Here is a 19,743-nt window from a genome sequence, read left to right as displayed (position 1 = left end):
CGGAGCGCACCACCTCCATTTGCGCGCACCAAAATGGCGCACAAACTAATGATAAAGAAGTAGAAGAGCCACCCCCAACCGCCCGACATTCTGGCGCAGAGATTGCATACCTGCTTCATTAACCAATAATGAATAGGGTTCATAACCATGCCTCTGCGACGCCACCACTGGGCTTCTCTGCTGTTTATTCCCCAGTTTGCCAATGCGGACACTCTCACCGCTACTGATACTGTGTGGATTGCCATCGCCGCGGCGCTGGTTTTTTTCATGCAGGCGGGGTTTGCACTGCTCGAAAGCGGCTTGAGCCGAGCGAAAAACTCCCTGAATGTAGTGATGAAAAACTATATGGATCTGTGCGTCGGCACTCTGGTTTTCTGGGCCGTCGGTTTTGGGTTGATGTTCGGCACCAGCAGCAATGGCTGGTTCGGACAGGATCAGTTCATGCTGAACCACGCAGATAGCAGCACCTGGGCTATGCTCCTGTTCCAGATTATGTTTGCGGCCACGGCCGCTACTATCGCCTCCGGCGCAATGGCAGAACGAACACGCTACGCAGGTTACCTGTGTGGCGCGGTGTTCATTACTGGGGTTATCTATCCATTGTTTGGCAACTGGGCATGGAACGATAATGGCTGGTTGGCACAAATGGGCTTTATTGATTTCGCTGGCTCTACTGTGGTTCATAGTATTGGCGGCTGGTGCGCCTTGGCCGGCATCATGGTAGTCGGCCCCCGCCTGGGCCGTTTCGATAGCCAAGGTACCCCACGCAGCATCCCTGGACACAACCTTTCCTACGTAGCACTGGGTGGCTTCATTCTTTGGTTCGGCTGGTTTGGCTTTAATGGCGGCTCAACCCTGTCGGCCAGCGTGGACATTGCCAAAGTGAACCTGAACACCCAACTTGCCGCGGCCGCCGGAGCCGTCGGCAGTGTTATCTTCCGTATGGCCAAGCGTCACCCGATCTTGCTCACGGAAACAGTGAATGGCAGCTTGGCCGGACTGGTCGCCGTCACCGCCGGCTGTGCCGTCATGACCCCTAGCTTTGCCATTGTCACCGGCGTGGTTGCCGGCGCACTAGCCGCCTTCGGGGCTCGCATTCTGCTCGCCTTTCGACTGGATGATGTAGTGGGCGCGGTACCCGTTCACGCCTTTGCCGGTGCGTGGGGCACCCTGGCCGCCGGACTGTTTTACGACGGCGATCTGTTCAATAGCCAGCGTGTGATGGTGCAACTACTGGGAGTGGTCGTGGCATTTGGCTGGGCATTCTTTACCGCATTAATCATGTACATGCTGGTGTCTATTTTAGCCGGGCTGAGGGCGCCCGCACTGCACGAACAGCGAGGGCTAGATCTCAGCGAACATGCTGAAATCGGCTATCCTGAATTCCCCCAAAACACCCTATACAGCAGCGAAAATTATAGCGCAGAGAGGGCAAGCCGTCAGGAGCCGCAGCCATGAACTTCGTGCCCATAGACCAAAGTGTTCAGCGTCGACGGCGAGCCGTCATTACTGGCCTAACACCATATATGAATGAACCCGTGTTACGGGAAGCGATTAGCCACTGGCAACAGCATTATTCACAGCGCCCAAGTTTTTCACTGCAAGGGTTTGTGAGTGATCTATGCCGCCTGTTCGATCTCAATGAGCGTAGGCATCACATTCATATGAGTTTGGTACAAGCCATGACGCTTTCCGACAGTGAACTGGCCGCTGACCCTCTGGCCATTAGTGACAAGAATCTCACCGACACTCACCCTTATACTTATGCCTTCCAGCTTCTGCTTCAAGCGCTTTGGCTGAGACTTGGCAAACCGACAGCCCGCCAATTGAAGGTGGATCAAGGGACGCAATTGCGACAGGCCAGTGTTAGCACAGAAACTCGGCTCACTATGGAATACTGGCTACAAGCACCGGACAAACCGCTAAGCACCCTGCCACTGCCCAGCCTGCGCGATCAATTGAATCGTACCTACGTACTGCTATGCCAGCGGCTGGGGCCAGTAGAGGCTGACCGTCAGCTCAAGGGCGCCTACCAGACAACCTTGCTCCAGCTTGATAACCCCGAAGGGCTGCAGGCACTGATGTAGACTTACTCTCTGTTACACAACACAGGATCAGGTACTCTCAGAAGTTGAAGAGACCGCGGTTCGCACCACAGGGGAAATGATGAAATTACATCACCAGATATTATTTGCCATGCTGGCCGGCACACTGGCCGGCAGTTTTACTGCGGAATCCAGCACCCTCTTGGGAATGCCGATTATCAGCGGTTACGATCTGGTGGGCAGCCTGTTCATCAATGCACTGAAGATGGTCGTCATTCCGTTAATCGTTACCGCCATTATCAACGGCATGGTGGGCGTTGGCGATGACGAAAACCTGGGACGAATGGTTTTGAAAACCGTCGTCCTATACATGAGCACAACCCTGGTGGCGGTGCTAATCGGGCTGGTCGCAGTGAATCTATTCACTCCCGGAATCATCAATGGTCAGCCCGCCCGAGATCTACTGGGCTTGGCCACAGAAACCCAGGACGCCCTAGCTAAAATCGACGGACGAGGCGTCGGTGATTTCACCGAGATCCTACTCCAGATGCTTCCCCCCAATCTGATCGCCGCTGCCGCCAACGGGCAAATGCTCGGGCTGATCGTCTTTTCGCTGCTGTTTGGGTTTTTTCTGCGCACCGAGCGCTCATCGTCTGGCCAGAGTCTGCGCAATATCATCGACGGGATCTACCAGGTGGTCATGAAAATCACCATGCTGGTGATCCGTTTTACCCCGCTAGGAGTATTCGCTCTTATTGCCGCCACCGTGACTCGCACTGGCATGGATGCCATCGAACCGCTTGCCTGGTTCTTTCTTACGGTACTGGTAGCCCTGGCTCTGCATGCTTTCGTGTTCATGCCGCTACTGATCGTGCTAGCCGCGAAACGCTCCCCTCTTCGCCATATTCAAGCCATGACGCCAGCGCTGCTCACGGCATTCTCCTCGGCCAGTTCAGCAGCAACGTTGCCGCTGTCTATGGAATGTGTACAGAAACGCTCCGGCGTATCAACCCGCACCAGCAGCTTCGTGCTGCCTCTGGGGGCCACCGTCAATATGGATGGCACCGCCCTATATGAATGTGTAGCAGCCATGTTTATTGCCCAGGCTTACGGTATGGATCTGTCTCTGGCCACCCAGTTCATGATCGTGATTACCGCCCTGCTTACATCAATCGGCGTAGCCAGTATTCCAGCTGCCTCCTTAGTGGCCATCACCGTGATCCTTGGCGCTATCGGCCTGCCAGCCGAAGCCATCGGACTGATTCTGGTAACGGATCGTGTGCTGGATATGTGCCGCACCGCCGTCAACGTCTGGGGAGATAGTGTGGTAACCGTGGTGCTCGCCCGTAGCGAGGGGGAAGAAACGGTGTTGTCGCTACCGGTTTCCAAGATGGAGAAGGTAACGACAACAGACGTACATTGAACTGGTGATGCAACTGTTAACGAACACTCTTAGAATGCGTCGGGAGCGCCGCTACTCTTCTCCCAATCGCGCTTAATGGTAACGGCTGCGCTGGCGATAACAGGCACCATGCAGACAAACGCCAACAAAGCCCAGAATAGGTTGTCGCCATTATTTTCCACGGCCACCACGATGAGAATCGTTACCGCTACAGCAACAATCAAAGCCAGGATATCCTTAAACAAACGCGAGAATAAAGTCATAACAATTGCTCCCTCAAATTCCTTTAGTGAACACATGTTAACTTTTCATTCCTGAAAGTCAACACTTGTTCACAAGGATATTTTTTCTACCGTTATTACATTTGGAGTCACGTTGAAACAATCCCCAACCCTGCTGATTACCCGAGGCTGCACACCGTTAGGTCTGGCTCTAGCACAGGCTGCTGCCGGACACTATCGGATTGCGATCGCCAGCGACGATACCCATACCGGTAACGCACTGTGCCGCCGCTTGCATGAAGACGGTCATGAAGCTCTATTTATCGAGACAATAGCGGGTGAAGTGAGGGACATTCAGCGAGCCGTCAACCGGGTTCTACGTCGCTGGCAGCAGCTGGATGTGGTGGTTAATTTACCCGGAAATATGCTGGTGGGGCCTTTTGAAGCGGCGCAGACTCAGCAATGGCAAACGCTGGCCAGCCAACAGTTGATGCAAGTAGTAAACAGCAGTCAGAGCGCGCTAACTGCTATGAAAAAACAAGGATATGGGAGCATTATTAATGTGGTGCCCGATTGCGGCCTACTCCCCGGGCCACTCACCTCCGCAAGCAGTGCGACCTATGCGGCCATCATCGCCCTGACCGAAAGCCTAAATAGCGAGCTGGCCAACAGCCCAGTGAACGCCTGGGCAGTTGCCCTACCACTCTACCAGGAACAAGCTGAACAATTGGATGCTACCGATCCGCTCAGCCAAGCCCGCTTCAAACGTAAAACCCGTGACAGTTTAAATACTGCGGCTTCACTGAGCGGTGATATTCTGGCTATGCTAAAAACACCTGAGGCCACCGCCCTGCATACGCCCTGCGCATCCACACGGGCACAATGGAGATTGAAGCGTTGGTTCACAAAGCGATGGGACAAAAAAATGCAGCAACGAGGACGTCGCTACCGCCGTAAGGGAACCGCGGAGTCTTCTTAGCAGACCGTTGGAAGCCTGCTAAGCCGCTAAGGTAACTATCGCTTAAAATTACAACACTCAGCAGAACGTTTCTACATAGCGTAGTGTATCGCGGTAATCACTCGCCAGAGCATTATCAATTTTGGGTGCCACCAATGACACTAATTTTTTTCCAACCAACGGCACGGAACTGCTGATCTCCACCTCCGTGTGTTGAATCGCTTCGTTTTCATCTCCGGTCAGCACCATAACACCGCCAATTTTTATGGGCACATTGCCTAACTCAAACCGGTATTGGGCCTGATATCGCCCTGCTATGGGAGGGGGCGTCCACAAAAATTCCGTCAGCAAATCAGCGCTTTCTGGTAAGAAACGACGGGCCATGGATGGCACTTTGTCAGTGCTGATAGCAATTGGCTGTATTAATTGAATCAACATTCCCCGTGATGTGTCTTCAAAGGCGCCAAAACGATAATTATCCACCTTGCTCCATTCATAGCGGGTTTCGTAGAACGCCTTGCTTGTCAGTACTTCATAAAGCCGATTCACACTGATGGGATACTGGCGATCAACCATAACTTTCATACTGCCTCCTGATCTGACGCTGAGCGCTTCATCAGTTCTAGTAACGGTGCCAACTGACGTTCCAAGTCCGGCAATGCGCTAACCACTGCCCGAGGTTTCCCGGCACGTAGCAGCACCAGTGCCTGCTCAATCGTTAATATGGGTGCAGATTCATCTACCGACAAGGTAGTATCTGCATCATCACTTAATACGGTACCTGGCCCCAACTTTCTAGCCTGCTTTAACTGCTCCTCCAACGCCAGTTGTACCTGACGCGGCGTCAATCCCGCATGCACAGCCGGGGTATGGATAATGACCGTCAGCGGCAACCGCTGCACCTTGCCCCGAAACTGGAAGGCCAGCCTCTCGCTGACTTTCAATGCTCGCTCCACAAATCGCTTGGCGCCATTTGGCCCAGCGCTGGGTAACAACACGGTAAATTGCGCCACGCTGCTACGTGCCAGAGAGTCTTCCTTACGAATCACCCCACGCAGGGACTGAGCCAGCTTCAAAAGCACCATATCCGTGCGCTTTTTACCCAGCTGAACGAAAAGTTGATTGAATTGGTAAATCTCCAGCTGCACGACCGACAGCCTGTACTGCTGGCGGGCAGCCAATGCCAGCTCCTGGCGCAGTCGATGTACTAGGTAACGGCGATTGCCCAACCGGGTTAGCGGGTCAATCATCGCCTGTTTGGCGAATTCCTTGCGCTCATTTTGGTAGTTGGCGTGGGCTCTGGCACGAGCTAACAAGTCAGTGGAATTAAACGGTTTACTGATGAAGTCCGTGCCGCCCAGTCGTAGGGCTTCAGCCCGAGCTTCATCATCATTCTCTGCACCGGTAACAATAATAACCGGCAATCCAGCAACGCCTTCATCCTCGCTGGTGCGGATTTTTTTCAGCAACGCGAAACCATCCATTTCCGGCATGGCCAGATCAGAAAAAACCACGCTGATGGACGGGTTGTGACATACCATGGTCCAAGCTTGGAGACCATTTTCTGCCACCTCGACTCGAAACTCTCTACCGAGCATCTTGTCAGCCGCAAGGCGCATTACCTTAGAATCATCCACAAACAACAGTGAGGGTTTGGACGCCTTATCCATTATGACCTATTCCTTTCCCAGAAGCCCCAGCGCACCTGTGCTCAGGGCACGTCCAAGCATTTAGGCACAAAGCCAAGACCGACGCTGGCAAAACCCACGCGCATAATGGTAGGTAAATAGTGTTTTTTCAGTAAGTGCTTAGGTCGAACCGCCATGCAAAACGCCCTGTCATTAATACCAAAACAGCGGCAATAGCTTTCCCGAACAGCACATAATCTAAGGCTCATTAGCATGCGACGGCTGATGAATTTACGGGTCATCAGCCTTGCTAGTTTGCAGCAACAATAGCAGGAAAATATCAAAGGCACGTTATTGAGGCGACACACTCACAAAAAGAAGTGTTGCGGTCAGGCGTAAACCAGACCGCAAGAGATTTGAAATCAAGTAACCCAAAGCGAATACCATGACAACTAGACTAGACGAAATACATCAGCAACCACTCTGCGGCCAGCGCTGGTTTTTCTTCGCCTTCAATTTCAACGGTAAACGCAAACTTGAGCAACCACTGCCCTTCGCGTTTCTCAGAGACGTCCAGCAAGGTTGCCAAGGCACGAATCCGCTTACCCTCTTTCACGGGCGCCATAAAGCGTAGCTTGTCGAAGCCATAATTCATGCCCATTTTCATGCCCTTGGGCATTAGAAAATCGTCAATGGACGCTTGCAAGTAGGGCAATAAAGACAGAGTCAGGTAGCCATGAGCAATAGTGGTACCGAAGGGAGTATTCTTGGCCTGCTCCGCATCAACATGAATGAACTGATGATCTAAAGTCGCATCCGCGAATGCATTAATCCGCTCCTGATCGATCTGAAACCAATCCGACGCACCCAATTCCTTGCCGACATAATCCACTAATGATGTAGCTTCGATCACTTTCATGGCACCGCTCTCCTGGGGCTGTCACCGTTTTCTTTTGAGGATAACGACACAGCCCCCCAGCACCATGACCGATTAAAACCATATGCATACATGTACTGGTGGTTTTGGTCAGTCATCGCCAGCCCGTGAAAGAAGGTCATCGGTCTCACATAGAAACGTATTTATGCTGGCTGCAACACTTTGCGGCTCCTCCATGTGCAAATGATGGCGCCCAGGCAAACGTATAATGGTGGCGCCACTCAGCCAGCCCAGTCGATGGTCGAACATACCGTTACCGCCCATGCCCTGCTCACCAATAATAAGGCATACCGGAGCCTTTATCGCACGGACAAAGCCTTCCACCTGTTCTTCAGTAAGGCGTAGAAACGAGGTCAGCCGTAAGCGGCTGTCTGCGCGCCAGGTCCAGCCACCTTCCACGGGCATTAAGCCTCGATCGCTCAAAAGCGCGGAGGCTTTATGGTTCAACCCACCAAACCCTTTTGTACGGGCTTCAATCGCATCCTCTACATGGGCGTAAACCGGTTTACGCTTCCCAGCCAAGGATGCAGAATCATCCAGGGCTTTGCGAAGATTGCTGGCCACATCCTTGCCATCAGTACTCGGTGGCCCCAATCCTTCTATCAACACTACCCGTGATACTCGCTCAGGGCAGGCAGCGGCGAACAGACAGGCAATCCCTGCGCCCATGGAGTGTCCCATCAAGGTAAAACGCGTCCACCCTAATTGGTCGACCACCGCCAGTACATCCCGCACATGATCCACCAGATGGGTAACCACGCCACAAGGGCGATGGTCGGAATGGCCGTGGCCGGAAAAATCCATGGCCAGCAACGGTCTTTGAATAAAGCGGGACAACGGCGCAAATGACGCGGCATTATCCAACCAGCCATGCAAGGCCAAGATAGGTTCTGCGTCATTTCTATCAACCTCTCCAGGCCATTGCAGCGCGCTAATCGTCTGCCCGTAGACACTGAATTTTCTTTCTATCGCATCCATGATTCAGCGTTTTTTAGATTGCAATTCATTCAGTAACTCACGGAACAACTCCAGCGTTTTTTCTGGCTTTTCCAGTGGGTACATGTGCGAGCCTTCTGCAATACGATGAAGCATGCCGTGACGCTTCGCATGGCGTTTTCCGCAGTCATGAAAAGGAGAAGGAGAATCTTTACCCGTGACGATAGCCCCTGGGACTTGTAACCGAGGCATGCGAGTAACATTGGTGGGGGTATGACGGAAAATATCCACTTCAACTTGCGGCCGAAACCGCAATCGCCATCCCCCTTCCCATGGCTCAACACCCGCGTTCAAATAATCAGACAAGCAGCGAGGATCAAATGTCTTGAACAAGCCTCGTGAAGAAAAATAGCTAACCACAGAATCCCAATCCGGCCAGTAATCAAGACGCCCAAGGCTTTTCCCTGCCGGGGTGACTTTATCAATCTGCCTAGTGAGTTTCGCTGCGTGAATCAGTAATCCGGGCAGTCCATTCATCACTGGTGGATCCAGCATAATCAAACTTGAAAACCAGTCTGGGCGACGTTGTGCCACCAGATACATCAACACCGACCCCAATGAATGCCCAGCCCCCACAATAGGCTTAGGCAATGGTGCCAGTTGCGCTTCCAACTCTAGGCTAAGACTGTGCCAGCCACTATCCACAGGAAAAGCTGGATCATGCCCGGCACGGTCCAGTATTACCAATTCATATTCAGCAGCCAGCGGTGCAAGAAAGGTGTCGTAACTATGGCCAGGTATGCCATTGGCATGTGCGAAGGCAAGGACCTGACGACCTGATTGTTCAGGCATGAAATCTCCAAATGGGCCAAGGCATCCGGCCCAAGCAAAAGGCACATCTTAACGGCACTAACAACAAACACACCATGGCCGATAACGCCATACGTGACAGCACAGATGCATGCAGGCGTTACAGGATGCCCGTTTAAAGCTTTCGACTGTCTTGGCATGGTTTGGCATAGAGAGTAATAGCAACCGAATGCAGAAACCTTGAACGCCAGGACTTTGTCAGAATCAGACTCTCTGGACAAAAGCCTAAGGGGCTGGCTGGCACGCCATTCGTATCATTCTATCAAATCCGCGATGAACGACTTTTAAGGTAGTGTACAATGCGGGCACCAAGGAGGCGCTATGACCCTGATTTCATTCAACATCAATGGTATTCGTGCCCGTCTACATCAGCTCCAGGCGGTGATCGACAAATACCAACCCGCATTAATCGGCTTGCAGGAAACCAAGGTTCACGACCCGGAGTTTCCAGAGCAGGCGGTTCGAGATATGGGCTACCATCCCTATTATTTTGGCCAGAAAGGCCACTATGGGGTGGCCCTGATTACCCGCGAACCTCTGGAATCAGTGCAGTATGGTTTCCCCACCGACGACGAAGACGCGCAGCGGCGCATGATTATCGGCACACTGAAACATAATGATGGTAGCCTAATCACAGTACTCAACGGCTACTTCCCTCAAGGGGAAAACCGCGACCACCCGTTAAAGTTTCCTGCCAAGAAAAAATTCTACGAAGATCTGCAGCATTACCTGATCACCCACCATCAGCCCAGCGATCAAGTGGCGGTAATGGGGGACTTCAATATTTCATCTACAGATCTGGATATCGGCATTGGCGAGCCGAACCGCAAGCGCTGGCTGCGCGAAGGCAAAACCAGCTTCCTGCCTGAAGAAAGGGAATGGTGGGACCGCCTAGTAGGCTGGGGCCTGACTGACACCTTCCGACACCAGAATCCCACTACCGACGACGTATTCTCCTGGTTTGACTATCGCTCCAAGGGCTTTGATCGTGAGCCACGCCGAGGCCTGCGCATTGATACCGTATTGGCTACTGAACCACTGATGGCCAAGCTGGACACCACCGGTGTGGATTATGAGATGCGCGCAATGGAAAAGCCCTCGGATCATTGTCCGGTCTGGGCACGTTTTAACGGCTGAGCAGGTTATTCCATGAAAGTCAGGCTGCACCCGGAAAAGTTAAAAGCGAACCTGGATACCATCGGTCTCATTATCGACCTGGCCATGATTGTGCTGGTGATCGCCAATTTGAGCCTAATCCTGTTTGACTGGCTGTTTCAGGTGCCACCTGTTCAGGATTTTCTTGCTTCGCTGGTGCCAGCTTTCCACAACTTTTATCGCGACACCATTCATAGTGATTTTCTGTTCTACGACCTCTGCTTTGTGGCGGTCTACCTAACGGAATTCACCATTCGCTGGATTGTTGCTATTGCCCGACACACATACCATCGCTGGTTTTTCTATCCGTTTGCCCATTGGTATGACCTGCTCGGCTGTATTCCCGTGGGTAGCTTCCGCTGGCTGCGGATTCTGCGCGTTATCAGCCTATTAATACGTCTACAACGTATGGGCATCGTGGATCTATCTCAGACCTGGTTGGGGCAAACTATTCTCAAATACTACGGCATTGTTGTGGAGGAAATATCCGACCGTGTCGTCATCAACGTGCTGAGTGGCGCGCAGCGTGAAATCGGCGGTGGCAGCCCCCTGCTTCACCGTATTGAGTCCCAGGTCCTAGTACCCCGCAAAGAACAACTGGTTAGTTTTGTCGCCGCGCGCATTGCCAACGCAACCCAAAAAAGTCATGGCCAATACCGCGATCAATTAGCCGAATACTTCTCGCACCTGACAGACGAATCCCTAGTGCGCACCCAAGCCGGCCGACGTCTTGCCAGCATTCCCGTTGCGGGCCCCCGCGCCATCGCGCTACTTGGCGAGGCAGTACGCGAAACGGGTAGCGCCTTCGTGGATCAGCTGGTGGATGACCTGGCCTCCTCTGCCAACCGCCCCCAACTGGAGCAGTTATTACATGACTTGATTGACGCTGCGGGCGGCGAGGGCGAACAGCTGGATGCGTTGATTCGCGACACTTTGCTAGACGTTCTTGAGCAAGTTAAAAATCAGGTCGCTGTTCAGCAGTGGAAACTGGAAGAGCAAGACCCATCACTCAAAAGTTTATAACCCGTATAACATAGAGAAAGCGAGCAACACTAACCCCAACAGGAACAGCACCTACACCACCGGCAATGATGGCTCGAGCTTTCCCATTCCTAGGTTCTTCAGATAGGTTTCCCAAAAGCGGATTGCTCTTGACGTGGCACTAAATGCACATCGATTACCCAGTCGTGAGCGCATCCAGAGCCAAGCATTCTGCGGCCATAGAACGAACATAAAAAAAAGCACCAACCAGTAGTTGGTGCTCAATTCGGCCTAAGCCGCACGGTGCAAGGAGACACCGTGCATCCCCCCTCAGGCGTCGTTCCGATGGCACTATTTACTTACTGTTGAGGAGCCTGTCATGCGTTCTGTGTGCCACCGAATTCAGGCTACGATAGTAAGCCCGGTCTGCAAAGCAAGCATCGGCGAACGGTACAGAACGGGCTACCAAGGGTGCTGAAGGGCGGATTAACGGTTGGCGATCTCTTCGCCTGGGCTGCATAACCAAAGCAATTGCGCGCCGTCAGCGGCAGTAACATCCACATCAAAACAAGCCACGGTTCCCACATTGAAGCCCACCCGTTCCGACACGCCCGTCCAGCTTGCCGTCAATTGCGACACCAGCGGCATATGGCTAACCAGCACCGAGTCAGCCGCTGGCGGGTTGGCTAGCAACCAGTCAAACAGCGCTTTGGGGGGGCTATCCGGTGTTAGATAGGGGCACTCCTGCCGGGGCAAACCAGGGTATACCTGCGCAATACAATCCGCTGTCTGCTGAGCGCGCAGATACGGACTCACAATCAATCCGCTAATCTGAACACCCCGTTCCTGAAGCGATTGCCAGTGAGAAAGCAGTGCTGCCTGTCCAGCTTCTGTCAATGGTCTCAGGGCATCGGTCTCCGCCTGGGCAACCGCCTGACCATGCCGACTAAGATAGAGCTTCATGACGTAAACGCGCCCAACTGAAACTCCACATCATGTTTGTATTCGCCGCTCATCAGATTCTGGATCATCAGTTCCAGCGGTTGACCGTGATAGACGATTTTGTACAGTGCTGTGGCAAGCGGCATATACACATCCAACTCTGCCGCTTTATCCGCCACGAGCTTGATGGTGTTGATGCCCTCGGCTGTCTGGCCTAGGCATTCTATGGCTTGTTCCAAGGTTTTACCTTCACCAAGCTGAAAACCTACTTGGTAATTGCGTGACAGCGAAGACGTACAGGTGGCAATTAGGTCACCCACCCCGGACAAGCCTAAGAACGTCATGGGATTAGCGCCCAGCTTCACGGCAAAACGGCTCATTTCAGCCAACGCTCGAGTGATCAAAAAACTGCGGCTGTTTTCACCAACACCAATCGCCGCGGCCATGCCGGAAGCCACCGCATAAATATTCTTCAGGGCCCCGCCCAGTTCAACGCCATAGATATCCGGATTGTCATATACACGGAAATAATCGCAGCTCAAGGCGTTTTGCACAGTCTGCCGTAACGTCTCATCCGGGCTGGCAATTACTGTACCAGTGAACTTCTGTTCAACCACTTCCTTGGCCAGGTTGGGCCCGCTTAACACGCCGATACGAGTATGCGGCCAATACTGATGCAATAGCTCGCTCATCAACAAGAAGCCATCCGCATAAATGCCCTTGGTACAACTGATCACCACGGCCTCATCAGGCACCCACTGACGAGCCTGTTCCAGTACCTCGGCAAAAGCCTTGCTCGGAATCGCCACAAATACCATGGAAGCACCGCCAAGCGCTTCTTCCAGGCTATCCGTGGCAGTCACCTCTTTCGGTAATTCTGCACCGGGGAGGTAGCGAGTGTTTTCGCGATCAATATTGATTGCAGCGGCGGTTTCCGGGTCACGTACCCACAAGTTTACGTTGTGCCCATTGGCCGCCAGAATGCTGGCCATGGCGGTACCAAAACTGCCCCCACCCAGAATGGCGGCATTATGCTTTTCTTGCGTCATAGGAACGCCTTGTTTACGGCTTTCCGGCATCATAGGCGCCCTTGGAAGTCGAGACAACGGGAGCGTGAAGAACGCCGCAACAGGTAACGCGAGAAATGAAGGGAATGGGCTTGCACCCAAACCCGCCTAACGCAGCCAAAGCGGCCCGGAAAGTAATCAAGCTGACACCAGCCGCTCTACGTGACCTCGTAAAGTCCCGTAGAGCGGACGGTCGAAAGCAGTCAGTGCTACGACTTTTAGACTGACTGAGAGAACAACGCTTGCATCCGGCGCGCGGTCGCCGCCGGGTCTTTCGGTAATTGCCCCTCCGCCAGCATTGCTTGATCTAACAGCAAGGCAGCGAAATCATTGAATTTTTCATCTTCTTCAATGCGGGTCAGCGCTTGCAGCAAGGTATGATCGAGATTCACCTCCAGTACCGGCTTATTTTCCGGCACCGGTTGCCCGGCAGCTTCCAACATACGTCGCATTTGAGGCCCCAGCTGATCTTCTGCTAGCACCAGGCACGCAGGGGAATCCACCAGCCGTGTAGTGGCCCGGACTGCTTCAACCTGCTCGGTTAAGCTAGCGGCAAGGCGCTGGATCAAGGGATCATCATTATTAGCCTGTTCACTCTCATCCCCAAGGTCCAGTTCTCCGCGAGCCGCATTGACCAGTTTCACCTCTTTGTAGCTCTCCAGATACCCCACCATCCACTCATCCACAGGATCGCTGAGCAGTAGTACCTCAATGCCTTTCTTGCGGAATACCTCCAGATGGGGACTCTGGCGTGCAGCCGACGGAGTGTCGGCAAGCAGATAATAGATGCAATCCTGATCGGCAGGCTTGCTCTCCAGATACTGATCCAAAGATGTACTCACTGAATCTGGTGTTTTGCTGGTGGCAAAACGTAGCAAGGCGGCAATGCTTTGCTGATTATCCCGGTCTTCTGCGACACCTTCCTTGATTACAGAACCAAACTGCGCCCAGAATTTGGCGTACTGCTTGTCATCGTTGCTGAGTTTTTTCAGCATTTGCAGCACACGTTTTGTCAAAGCGGACCGAATTTTCTGAACCGGACCGTAGTCCTGCAACAACTCGCGGCTTACGTTCAGGGGCAGATCCGGTGCATCAATCACCCCCTTAATGAAGCGCAGATATTGGGGCAGAAACTGTTCTGCATCGTCCATAATGAAAACGCGCTGAACATATAGCTTTAGGCCACGATTAGCTTCACGTTGATACAAATCGAAGGGGGCTTGAGCCGGGACATACAGCAGACTGGTGTACTCCAGCTTGCCTTCCACCTTGTTATGGCTCCAGGTCAGAGCATCCTGAAAATCATGACTGATGTGTTTGTAGAAGCTCTGGTATTCCTCGTCAGTCACCTCACTTCGCGGCCGCTGCCACAGAGCCGTAGCGGAATTAAGGGTTTCGGTTTTAGTGTCTTTGTCACCCTCTTGCGGCGTTTCCAGAACAATAGGGAAAGCCACATGATCAGAGTACTGGCCGATCACCTGACGAATTTTGAAATCATCCAGAAAATCCTTGGCATCATCACGCAGGTGCAAAATCACCGCTGTGCCCTGCTCATCACGGGGAACGGTTTCTACAGTGAATTCGCCCTTGCCATCACTTTCCCAGCGCACGCCGTTATTAACGGCTTCGCCCGCCTTGCGAGTTTCTACCGTAACGGTTTCGGCGACGATAAACGCAGAGTAAAATCCCACCCCGAATTGGCCAATTAACTGGGCGTCTTTTTTCTGGTCACCGCTAAGATTTGCCAGGAATTTTTCCGTGCCAGACCGAGCGATGGTGCCCAAATTATCTACCACTTCGTTCTCACTCATGCCGATACCATTATCGGCAATCGTCAGGGTACCCGCGTCTTTATCCACGCGCAGGGTAATCTGGGGCTCACCACCCTGCTCCAACAAAGCCGGGTTATCCAGTGCCTCAAAGCGTAGCTTGTCGCATGCATCAGAGGCATTAGAAATCAATTCACGTAAAAAAATTTCACGATTGCTGTAAAGCGAATGAATCATCAAATGCAGAAGACGGGATACCTCTGCCTGGAAACCATGAGTTTGTTTTTCGGCTGACACAGCTGACTCCTGAACCTACGAGTAATGTTGATCCAACAAATGTGGGCAAATCGATAGTTTTCAAGGGGGGGCTGACCAGGTAACCGGTAACGGAGCGTCCCTTTTGGTCTGGTGCGACAAACGTAGAATTCACGTAAGGAAAGAAAAAATGCAGGCCTGCCGTTCCATACCCGACCAAAGCCCCCTCTTCCCTCTGTAGTAAATACCTTTAACGCGCAGCCTCAATATGGCGAATACTGTCAAAATCGTAGAAAAATTCCATACTGCCCGCGCCTACCGGCACACTCAAGGTCAGCTGATTATCGACCAGAGACTGCAGAACTCCGGTACGTTTCGATCCGTCACTGGCTTCAATAACCACTTTTTTTCCTATTAGCGTTTTAAGTTCACTGTGCCTTTCTGATGCTGGTTCAGTTGTTTCCGGTGACTCTGGACGCTGTTGCACACTTGTCACCGACGCAGACTCAACCTTGGGCTGTTGCTGCGCACTAATCGGCAATTTACTTCCCGTGGATTCCAGCAAGACTTGCTTACCCGATGACAGCGTCATGGATTTCAATTCCGACGCCCCAACGCTACGCTCCACATTACCGCTACCCACGCTCATCACTAGCCAGAGGCGGTCGCCACTAATCTTGCGCAGTACACCTTCCAGTTTTTGGCCACCGATAGTTTCCAGCAACACAAATTGGTTCACGTACGCCACCAGCTCGGGGAAGGTCAGAGTGACCGGCTCGGGTGCTGTTGAATGTGTCTCCCCTGGCGTCTCAATGTTAGGTTCTACTAATTTAATGCCTTGATCCTGGGGAGCAACAGTTACCCGAGTGTCCATTGACCCAGGCACCACAGCCCAGCCCACATCGGCTTTTTCAAGACGAATCTTGCGCTCTTGAACTTCTCCATTACTTAATTCCACCGTTGCTATTACAAGGCCCACCTTCTCGGCCCGGTGCAAGGTCGCATGCTTAGTCTGAACATGGAGCAACGCCCCCTGTGGGAACTGGGTTTTCAGAAACTCCTCCGCTACATAAGCGAGGGTGTCTTCATGATCGAAGTACAGATCAACCTCACCGTTGCGATAACGTAGGTGATTAGTGTGGGCGGTAAAATTCCCGCTTAGATAACTTTTAAAACTGTCCGGCATAACCAGCACAATCGAACCGGAGAGCTGACCTGTATCCAGTGGCGCCAGCGCCAACTCCATGCGGTAGCCACCTTCGAAAATTCGGGTTTCAGGGTAATCCTTGCCTTGCGGTTTCCAAGACAAATGGGCCACCGGAGCGCCCTCATCAGATGGACCAACGATCAGTGTCTTGCGTTCGGTAATATCTTCTGGATTCCAGCCTAGAAGAACACGCACTTCCAAATCCGCAAGAAATCCTTCGCCCTGACTAAGCGTCAACACCCCATCAATGAGAGCGACGCGATCGTAGCGAAAAGGTTCGCCATGCAGGCGGCCTGTGAGGCGCTTGCCCTGGCCCTCAACAACCAGTAACGCCGCCTCTTCCGAGGAAACAAAAGCGGTACTGCTTGCCTTCTTCTCGCCACGCAAGACCTGGCCACTCTGGCTCGACATCGGCTGGACTGCGATATCTCCCGCTAGGCCACCAGTCATCACTAACAAGCCAACACCCACTGCCGTGGTTAGCACCGCACCCACACGAGCCAGCGCCCACCATCGGTAATATTCCCAGTGACTTTGCACCTGCCCAAAGCTGACCATAGGCAGCAGAAAAAAAAGCGGGCTGTGGCCCCTGCTACCAGCTTCATGCATCAAACCTAGCGTAGCGATAATAAGTGCGCTTACCCCAACAATAATCAGCAGTTCTGCCATATTATTATTTTCTCCATGAGCCCACACGCTATCGATAGGCGGCGAACATCTTCTCACTCTACAAAGCCTTCTGCAGGCATTCCAGCACTTAAGTTATTGTTTTTTCTATCAGGTTCAGGGCTATGACATGCATCACATTTAGCCTTCCGAAACGACCCGCTGCAAGTACTTATTCACCCACAAACAGACCTTCCGCTCATCCTTTCAGCGCCACTCATCATTGAAAAAGAAAAAAAACTTGTAAGCCCCAAAATCACGAGATATACAAGCGCTGAGGACATTGGGAAACCGAAGACCCGGACCCGATTGATTCGCATAACAGGTTGTTTGAGGAGGTCAGGAAGGAGGCCACCATGAGTAACCATCGTGGTAATGAGCAAGACCTTGATTCGGAAGATCTGCTGATGAACGAAGATTTCGATATCCTTGATGACAACATTGAAGAGGATGAGCAGGAAGAGCGCAGCGCTCGCAGCCGCTCTGTCAACATGGACATGCGCCACCGCATTGAAGAACGGCTGGAAGAGCGACGCCTGAAGAAGGAACTCAATGAGTACGAGTCCTTTGAGCTGGACGACGATCGTCTCCACTAAAGCCCATAAAAAAAGCCGGCTATAGGCCGGCTTTTTTTAAAACGCTTGCGACGAACTTACCAGCCAGTCGCTTCTTTCACAGCCTTGCCAATCTCTGCCGGGTTACGCACAGTCTTCACTCCTGCCGCCTCCAGCACTGCGAATTTTTCGTCAGCGGTACCTTTACCACCGGCAATAATCGCCCCAGCATGCCCCATACGCTTACCCGCCGGAGCGGTAACACCCGCAATGTAGCTCACCACAGGCTTGGTCACATGCTCTTTAATATAGGCCGCCGCTTCATCTTCTGCGGTACCGCCAATTTCACCCACCATAACAATGGCTTCGGTCTGCGGATCATTCTGGAACAACTCCAGCGCATCAATGAATGTCATCCCCGGAATCGGGTCACCGCCAATACCAATACAAGAAGATTGACCAAAGCCCAACTTGGTAGTTTGGTTGACTGCTTCATAGGTCAGGGTGCCGGAACGGGACACAATGCCGACCTTACCAGGCGTATGAATATGGCCCGGCATAATCCCGATTTTGCACTCACCAGGAGTAATGACCCCTGGGCAATTCGGCCCGATCAGACGAATGCCATCTTTGCGGGAGATATACTCTTTGACGAAAAGCATATCCAGAGCAGGAACCCCTTCGGTAATGCAGACGATCAGCTCGATGCCGGCGTCTGCGGCTTCCAGAATGGAGTCCTTGCAGAACGGTGCAGGCACGTAAATTACGCTGGCAGTGGCCCCGGTTTCGGCAACGGCTTCTGCCACAGTGTTAAACACCGGCAAACCCAAATGCGTTTGACCGCCTTTACCCGGCGTTACACCACCCACCATCTGGGTGCCGTATTCAATGGCCTGTTCAGAGTGAAGCGTGCCCTGGCTACCAGTGAAACCCTGGCAGATAACCTTGGTGTTTTTGTCGATCAATACGCTCATGCGGCACCTCCCACTGCTTTCACTACCTGCTCGGCAGCATCATCAAAACTTTGTGCGGCAATGATGTTCATGCCACTTTCTGCCAGCTTCTGGGAACCCAGCTCCGCATTGTTGCCCTCCAAGCGCACCACAACAGGAACCGTTACGCCCACTTCTTCCACGGCGCCGATAATACCTTCAGCGATCAAATCGCAACGAACGATACCACCAAAAATGTTCACCAGAACGCCCTTTACTTGATCATCGGAGAGAATGATCTTAAACGCTTCGGTAACACGCTCTTTGGTGGCGCCACCGCCCACGTCTAGGAAGTTGGCCGGCGCACCGCCCTTCAACTTCACCAAATCCATGGTGCCCATGGCTAGACCTGCACCGTTCACCATACAACCGATGTTGCCCTCTAGAGCGACGTAGTTCAGATCCCATTCTGCAGCGCGACGCTCGCGCTCATCTTCCTGGCTGGGATCGTCTAGGGCTTTGATGTCCGGATGGCGATATAACGCCGAGCCATCGACGTTGATTTTGGCATCCAAGCAGTGCAGGTCACCGGTGTCAGTGATCACCAGCGGGTTCACTTCGATCAGCGCCAGATCTTTGTCAACAAACAGCTTTGCCAGACCCACGAAGATCTTGGCGAACTGATTGACCTGTTTGCCTTCTAGACCCAACTTAAATGCGATCTCACGGGCCTGATAGGGCTGTGCACCTACCAGCGGATCAATCTCTGCCTTGAGGATTTTTTCCGGGGTTTCTTCTGCAACCGTTTCGATATCCACGCCACCTTCGGTGGAAGCCATGAACACAACACGACGGCTAGCACGGTCCAGCACTGCGCTCAGATACAGTTCTTTAGCAATATCCGTGCAGGTTTCTACCAGAATCTTTGATACCGGCTGACCATGTTCGTCGGTCTGAAAGGTCACTAACTGCTTGCCCAGCCACTTCTTTGCAAAGGCAGCGGCGTCTTCCGGTGTATCCACCAGCTTTACACCGCCAGCTTTACCTCGGCCCCCAGCGTGCACTTGCGCTTTTACGACCCACTTGTCACCGCCGATCTCTTTCGCCTTTGCTGCAACCTCTTCCGGGGTATCACAGGCAAAGCCGGTAGAGACTGGCAACCCATAATCAGCAAAAAGCTGTTTTGACTGATATTCATGGAGATTCATGCCAATACTT

General features: G+C 52.7%; 19 protein-coding genes. 7 read left to right on the top strand and 12 right to left on the bottom strand.

Features of this window, described 5'->3' with window-relative positions; translation table 11 throughout:
* The first annotated feature begins 147 nt into the window (after window positions 1-147).
* The 3 genes from Y017_RS08745 (at window position 148) to Y017_RS08735 (ending at window position 3,468) form a co-directional block, all read left to right on the top strand.
* The gene (locus Y017_RS08745) at window positions 148-1,458 is read left to right on the top strand and encodes an ammonium transporter (RefSeq protein WP_035460341.1); all 1,311 of its coding nucleotides are present in this window, start codon (window positions 148-150) and stop codon (window positions 1,456-1,458) included.
* Window positions 1,455-2,087 (top strand): hypothetical protein, encoded by a 633-nt coding sequence (locus Y017_RS08740; protein ID WP_035460340.1) that lies wholly within the window; start codon window positions 1,455-1,457, stop codon window positions 2,085-2,087. The genes Y017_RS08745 and Y017_RS08740 overlap by 4 nt, the downstream gene beginning before the upstream one ends.
* Window positions 2,088-2,166: 79 nt before the next feature.
* A complete protein-coding gene (locus tag Y017_RS08735) occupies window positions 2,167-3,468 on the top strand; it encodes a dicarboxylate/amino acid:cation symporter (RefSeq protein WP_035460339.1) in 1,302 nt (433 codons plus the stop codon).
* Between the two features lie 29 nt (window positions 3,469-3,497).
* Here Y017_RS08735 and Y017_RS08730 read toward each other — a convergent pair whose 3' ends face one another.
* Entirely contained in the window at window positions 3,498-3,710 is a 213-nt protein-coding gene (locus Y017_RS08730; protein WP_035460338.1) for a hypothetical protein, read from the bottom strand.
* A 112-nt stretch (window positions 3,711-3,822) separates the two neighbouring features.
* On the opposite strand from Y017_RS08730, the gene Y017_RS08725 reads away from it, so the two are divergent.
* Window positions 3,823-4,647 carry an SDR family NAD(P)-dependent oxidoreductase gene (locus Y017_RS08725; RefSeq protein ID WP_035460337.1) on the top strand — a complete coding sequence of 275 codons (825 nt, stop codon included), beginning with the start codon at window positions 3,823-3,825 and terminating at the stop codon, window positions 4,645-4,647.
* A gap of 57 nt (window positions 4,648-4,704) precedes the next feature.
* Here Y017_RS08725 and Y017_RS08720 read toward each other — a convergent pair whose 3' ends face one another.
* From Y017_RS08720 to Y017_RS08700, 5 genes are all read right to left on the bottom strand, one after another.
* The gene (locus Y017_RS08720; protein ID WP_011588761.1) at window positions 4,705-5,211 is read right to left on the bottom strand and encodes a DUF2505 domain-containing protein; all 507 of its coding nucleotides are present in this window, start codon (window positions 5,209-5,211) and stop codon (window positions 4,705-4,707) included.
* Complete coding sequence (locus tag Y017_RS08715) at window positions 5,208-6,296, bottom strand: diguanylate cyclase domain-containing protein (protein WP_035460335.1); 1,089 nt, start codon at window positions 6,294-6,296, stop codon at window positions 5,208-5,210. Before Y017_RS08715 ends, Y017_RS08720 begins: the two co-directional genes overlap by 4 nt.
* A gap of 415 nt (window positions 6,297-6,711) precedes the next feature.
* Window positions 6,712-7,173, bottom strand: coding sequence for a MaoC family dehydratase (locus Y017_RS08710; RefSeq protein WP_011588763.1), 462 nt, complete (start codon window positions 7,171-7,173; stop codon window positions 6,712-6,714).
* 108 nt (window positions 7,174-7,281) lie between these two features.
* Window positions 7,282-8,169: an alpha/beta fold hydrolase gene (locus Y017_RS08705; RefSeq protein WP_035460334.1), complete on the bottom strand. Its 888-nt coding sequence runs from the start codon at window positions 8,167-8,169 to the stop codon at window positions 7,282-7,284.
* Window positions 8,170-8,172: 3 nt separating this feature from the next.
* The gene (locus Y017_RS08700; RefSeq protein ID WP_035460332.1) at window positions 8,173-8,979 is read right to left on the bottom strand and encodes an alpha/beta fold hydrolase; all 807 of its coding nucleotides are present in this window, start codon (window positions 8,977-8,979) and stop codon (window positions 8,173-8,175) included.
* A gap of 339 nt (window positions 8,980-9,318) precedes the next feature.
* Here Y017_RS08700 and xthA point away from each other — a divergent pair, with 339 nt between their 5' ends.
* Both xthA and Y017_RS08690 read left to right on the top strand, forming a co-directional pair.
* Window positions 9,319-10,134 (top strand): exodeoxyribonuclease III, encoded by an 816-nt coding sequence (gene xthA, locus Y017_RS08695; RefSeq protein ID WP_035460331.1) that lies wholly within the window; start codon window positions 9,319-9,321, stop codon window positions 10,132-10,134.
* Window positions 10,135-10,146: 12 nt separating this feature from the next.
* Window positions 10,147-11,175 (top strand): ion transporter, encoded by a 1,029-nt coding sequence (locus Y017_RS08690; protein ID WP_035460330.1) that lies wholly within the window; start codon window positions 10,147-10,149, stop codon window positions 11,173-11,175.
* 444 nt (window positions 11,176-11,619) lie between these two features.
* On the opposite strand, the gene Y017_RS08685 is transcribed toward Y017_RS08690, so the two are convergent.
* From Y017_RS08685 to Y017_RS08670, 4 genes are all read right to left on the bottom strand, one after another.
* The gene (locus Y017_RS08685) at window positions 11,620-12,096 is read right to left on the bottom strand and encodes a histidine phosphatase family protein (protein ID WP_011588768.1); all 477 of its coding nucleotides are present in this window, start codon (window positions 12,094-12,096) and stop codon (window positions 11,620-11,622) included.
* The gene (locus Y017_RS08680; protein ID WP_011588769.1) at window positions 12,093-13,124 is read right to left on the bottom strand and encodes an NAD(P)H-dependent glycerol-3-phosphate dehydrogenase; all 1,032 of its coding nucleotides are present in this window, start codon (window positions 13,122-13,124) and stop codon (window positions 12,093-12,095) included. The genes Y017_RS08685 and Y017_RS08680 overlap by 4 nt, the downstream gene beginning before the upstream one ends.
* A 236-nt stretch (window positions 13,125-13,360) precedes the next feature.
* Window positions 13,361-15,208 (bottom strand): molecular chaperone HtpG, encoded by a 1,848-nt coding sequence (htpG, locus tag Y017_RS08675; protein WP_035460329.1) that lies wholly within the window; start codon window positions 15,206-15,208, stop codon window positions 13,361-13,363.
* 208 nt (window positions 15,209-15,416) lie between these two features.
* The gene (locus Y017_RS08670; RefSeq protein WP_035460327.1) at window positions 15,417-17,042 is read right to left on the bottom strand and encodes a hypothetical protein; all 1,626 of its coding nucleotides are present in this window, start codon (window positions 17,040-17,042) and stop codon (window positions 15,417-15,419) included.
* 353 nt (window positions 17,043-17,395) lie between these two features.
* Between Y017_RS08670 and Y017_RS08665 the strand changes: the two genes are divergently transcribed.
* A complete protein-coding gene (locus Y017_RS08665; RefSeq protein ID WP_011588772.1) occupies window positions 17,396-17,635 on the top strand; it encodes a PA3496 family putative envelope integrity protein in 240 nt (79 codons plus the stop codon).
* Window positions 17,636-17,691: 56 nt separating this feature from the next.
* On the opposite strand, the gene sucD is transcribed toward Y017_RS08665, so the two are convergent.
* Window positions 17,692-18,567 carry a succinate--CoA ligase subunit alpha gene (gene sucD, locus Y017_RS08660; protein ID WP_011588773.1) on the bottom strand — a complete coding sequence of 292 codons (876 nt, stop codon included), beginning with the start codon at window positions 18,565-18,567 and terminating at the stop codon, window positions 17,692-17,694.
* The gene (sucC, locus tag Y017_RS08655; RefSeq protein ID WP_011588774.1) at window positions 18,564-19,733 is read right to left on the bottom strand and encodes an ADP-forming succinate--CoA ligase subunit beta; all 1,170 of its coding nucleotides are present in this window, start codon (window positions 19,731-19,733) and stop codon (window positions 18,564-18,566) included. Before sucC ends, sucD begins: the two co-directional genes overlap by 4 nt.
* Window positions 19,734-19,743: the final 10 nt, after the last annotated feature.

The organism is Alcanivorax sp. 97CO-5 (assembly GCF_000524665.1).
In the GTDB taxonomy this organism is placed as follows: domain Bacteria; phylum Pseudomonadota; class Gammaproteobacteria; order Pseudomonadales; family Alcanivoracaceae; genus Alcanivorax; species Alcanivorax borkumensis.
This window is presented reverse-complemented; position numbering and strand designations above follow the sequence as displayed.

What these genes read in the sequence shown, in the direction of transcription:
- Y017_RS08730 (WP_035460338.1), bottom strand. Translation starts at nt 3,710, where the DNA reads ATGACTTTATTCTCGCGTTTGTTTAAGGATATCCTGGCTTTGATTGTT.
- Y017_RS08720 (WP_011588761.1), bottom strand. Translation starts at nt 5,211, where the DNA reads ATGAAAGTTATGGTTGATCGCCAGTATCCCATCAGTGTGAATCGGCTT.
- Y017_RS08690 (WP_035460330.1), top strand. Translation starts at nt 10,147, where the DNA reads ATGAAAGTCAGGCTGCACCCGGAAAAGTTAAAAGCGAACCTGGATACC.
- sucD (WP_011588773.1), bottom strand. Translation starts at nt 18,567, where the DNA reads ATGAGCGTATTGATCGACAAAAACACCAAGGTTATCTGCCAGGGTTTC.
- Y017_RS08735 (WP_035460339.1), top strand. Translation starts at nt 2,167, where the DNA reads ATGAAATTACATCACCAGATATTATTTGCCATGCTGGCCGGCACACTG.
- Y017_RS08740 (WP_035460340.1), top strand. Translation starts at nt 1,455, where the DNA reads ATGAACTTCGTGCCCATAGACCAAAGTGTTCAGCGTCGACGGCGAGCC.
- Y017_RS08680 (WP_011588769.1), bottom strand. Translation starts at nt 13,124, where the DNA reads ATGACGCAAGAAAAGCATAATGCCGCCATTCTGGGTGGGGGCAGTTTT.
- Y017_RS08705 (WP_035460334.1), bottom strand. Translation starts at nt 8,169, where the DNA reads ATGGATGCGATAGAAAGAAAATTCAGTGTCTACGGGCAGACGATTAGC.
- Y017_RS08745 (WP_035460341.1), top strand. Translation starts at nt 148, where the DNA reads ATGCCTCTGCGACGCCACCACTGGGCTTCTCTGCTGTTTATTCCCCAG.
- sucC (WP_011588774.1), bottom strand. Translation starts at nt 19,733, where the DNA reads ATGAATCTCCATGAATATCAGTCAAAACAGCTTTTTGCTGATTATGGG.
- Y017_RS08715 (WP_035460335.1), bottom strand. Translation starts at nt 6,296, where the DNA reads ATGGATAAGGCGTCCAAACCCTCACTGTTGTTTGTGGATGATTCTAAG.
- Y017_RS08710 (WP_011588763.1), bottom strand. Translation starts at nt 7,173, where the DNA reads ATGAAAGTGATCGAAGCTACATCATTAGTGGATTATGTCGGCAAGGAA.
- xthA (WP_035460331.1), top strand. Translation starts at nt 9,319, where the DNA reads ATGACCCTGATTTCATTCAACATCAATGGTATTCGTGCCCGTCTACAT.
- Y017_RS08670 (WP_035460327.1), bottom strand. Translation starts at nt 17,042, where the DNA reads ATGGCAGAACTGCTGATTATTGTTGGGGTAAGCGCACTTATTATCGCT.
- Y017_RS08665 (WP_011588772.1), top strand. Translation starts at nt 17,396, where the DNA reads ATGAGTAACCATCGTGGTAATGAGCAAGACCTTGATTCGGAAGATCTG.
- Y017_RS08685 (WP_011588768.1), bottom strand. Translation starts at nt 12,096, where the DNA reads ATGAAGCTCTATCTTAGTCGGCATGGTCAGGCGGTTGCCCAGGCGGAG.
- Y017_RS08700 (WP_035460332.1), bottom strand. Translation starts at nt 8,979, where the DNA reads ATGCCTGAACAATCAGGTCGTCAGGTCCTTGCCTTCGCACATGCCAAT.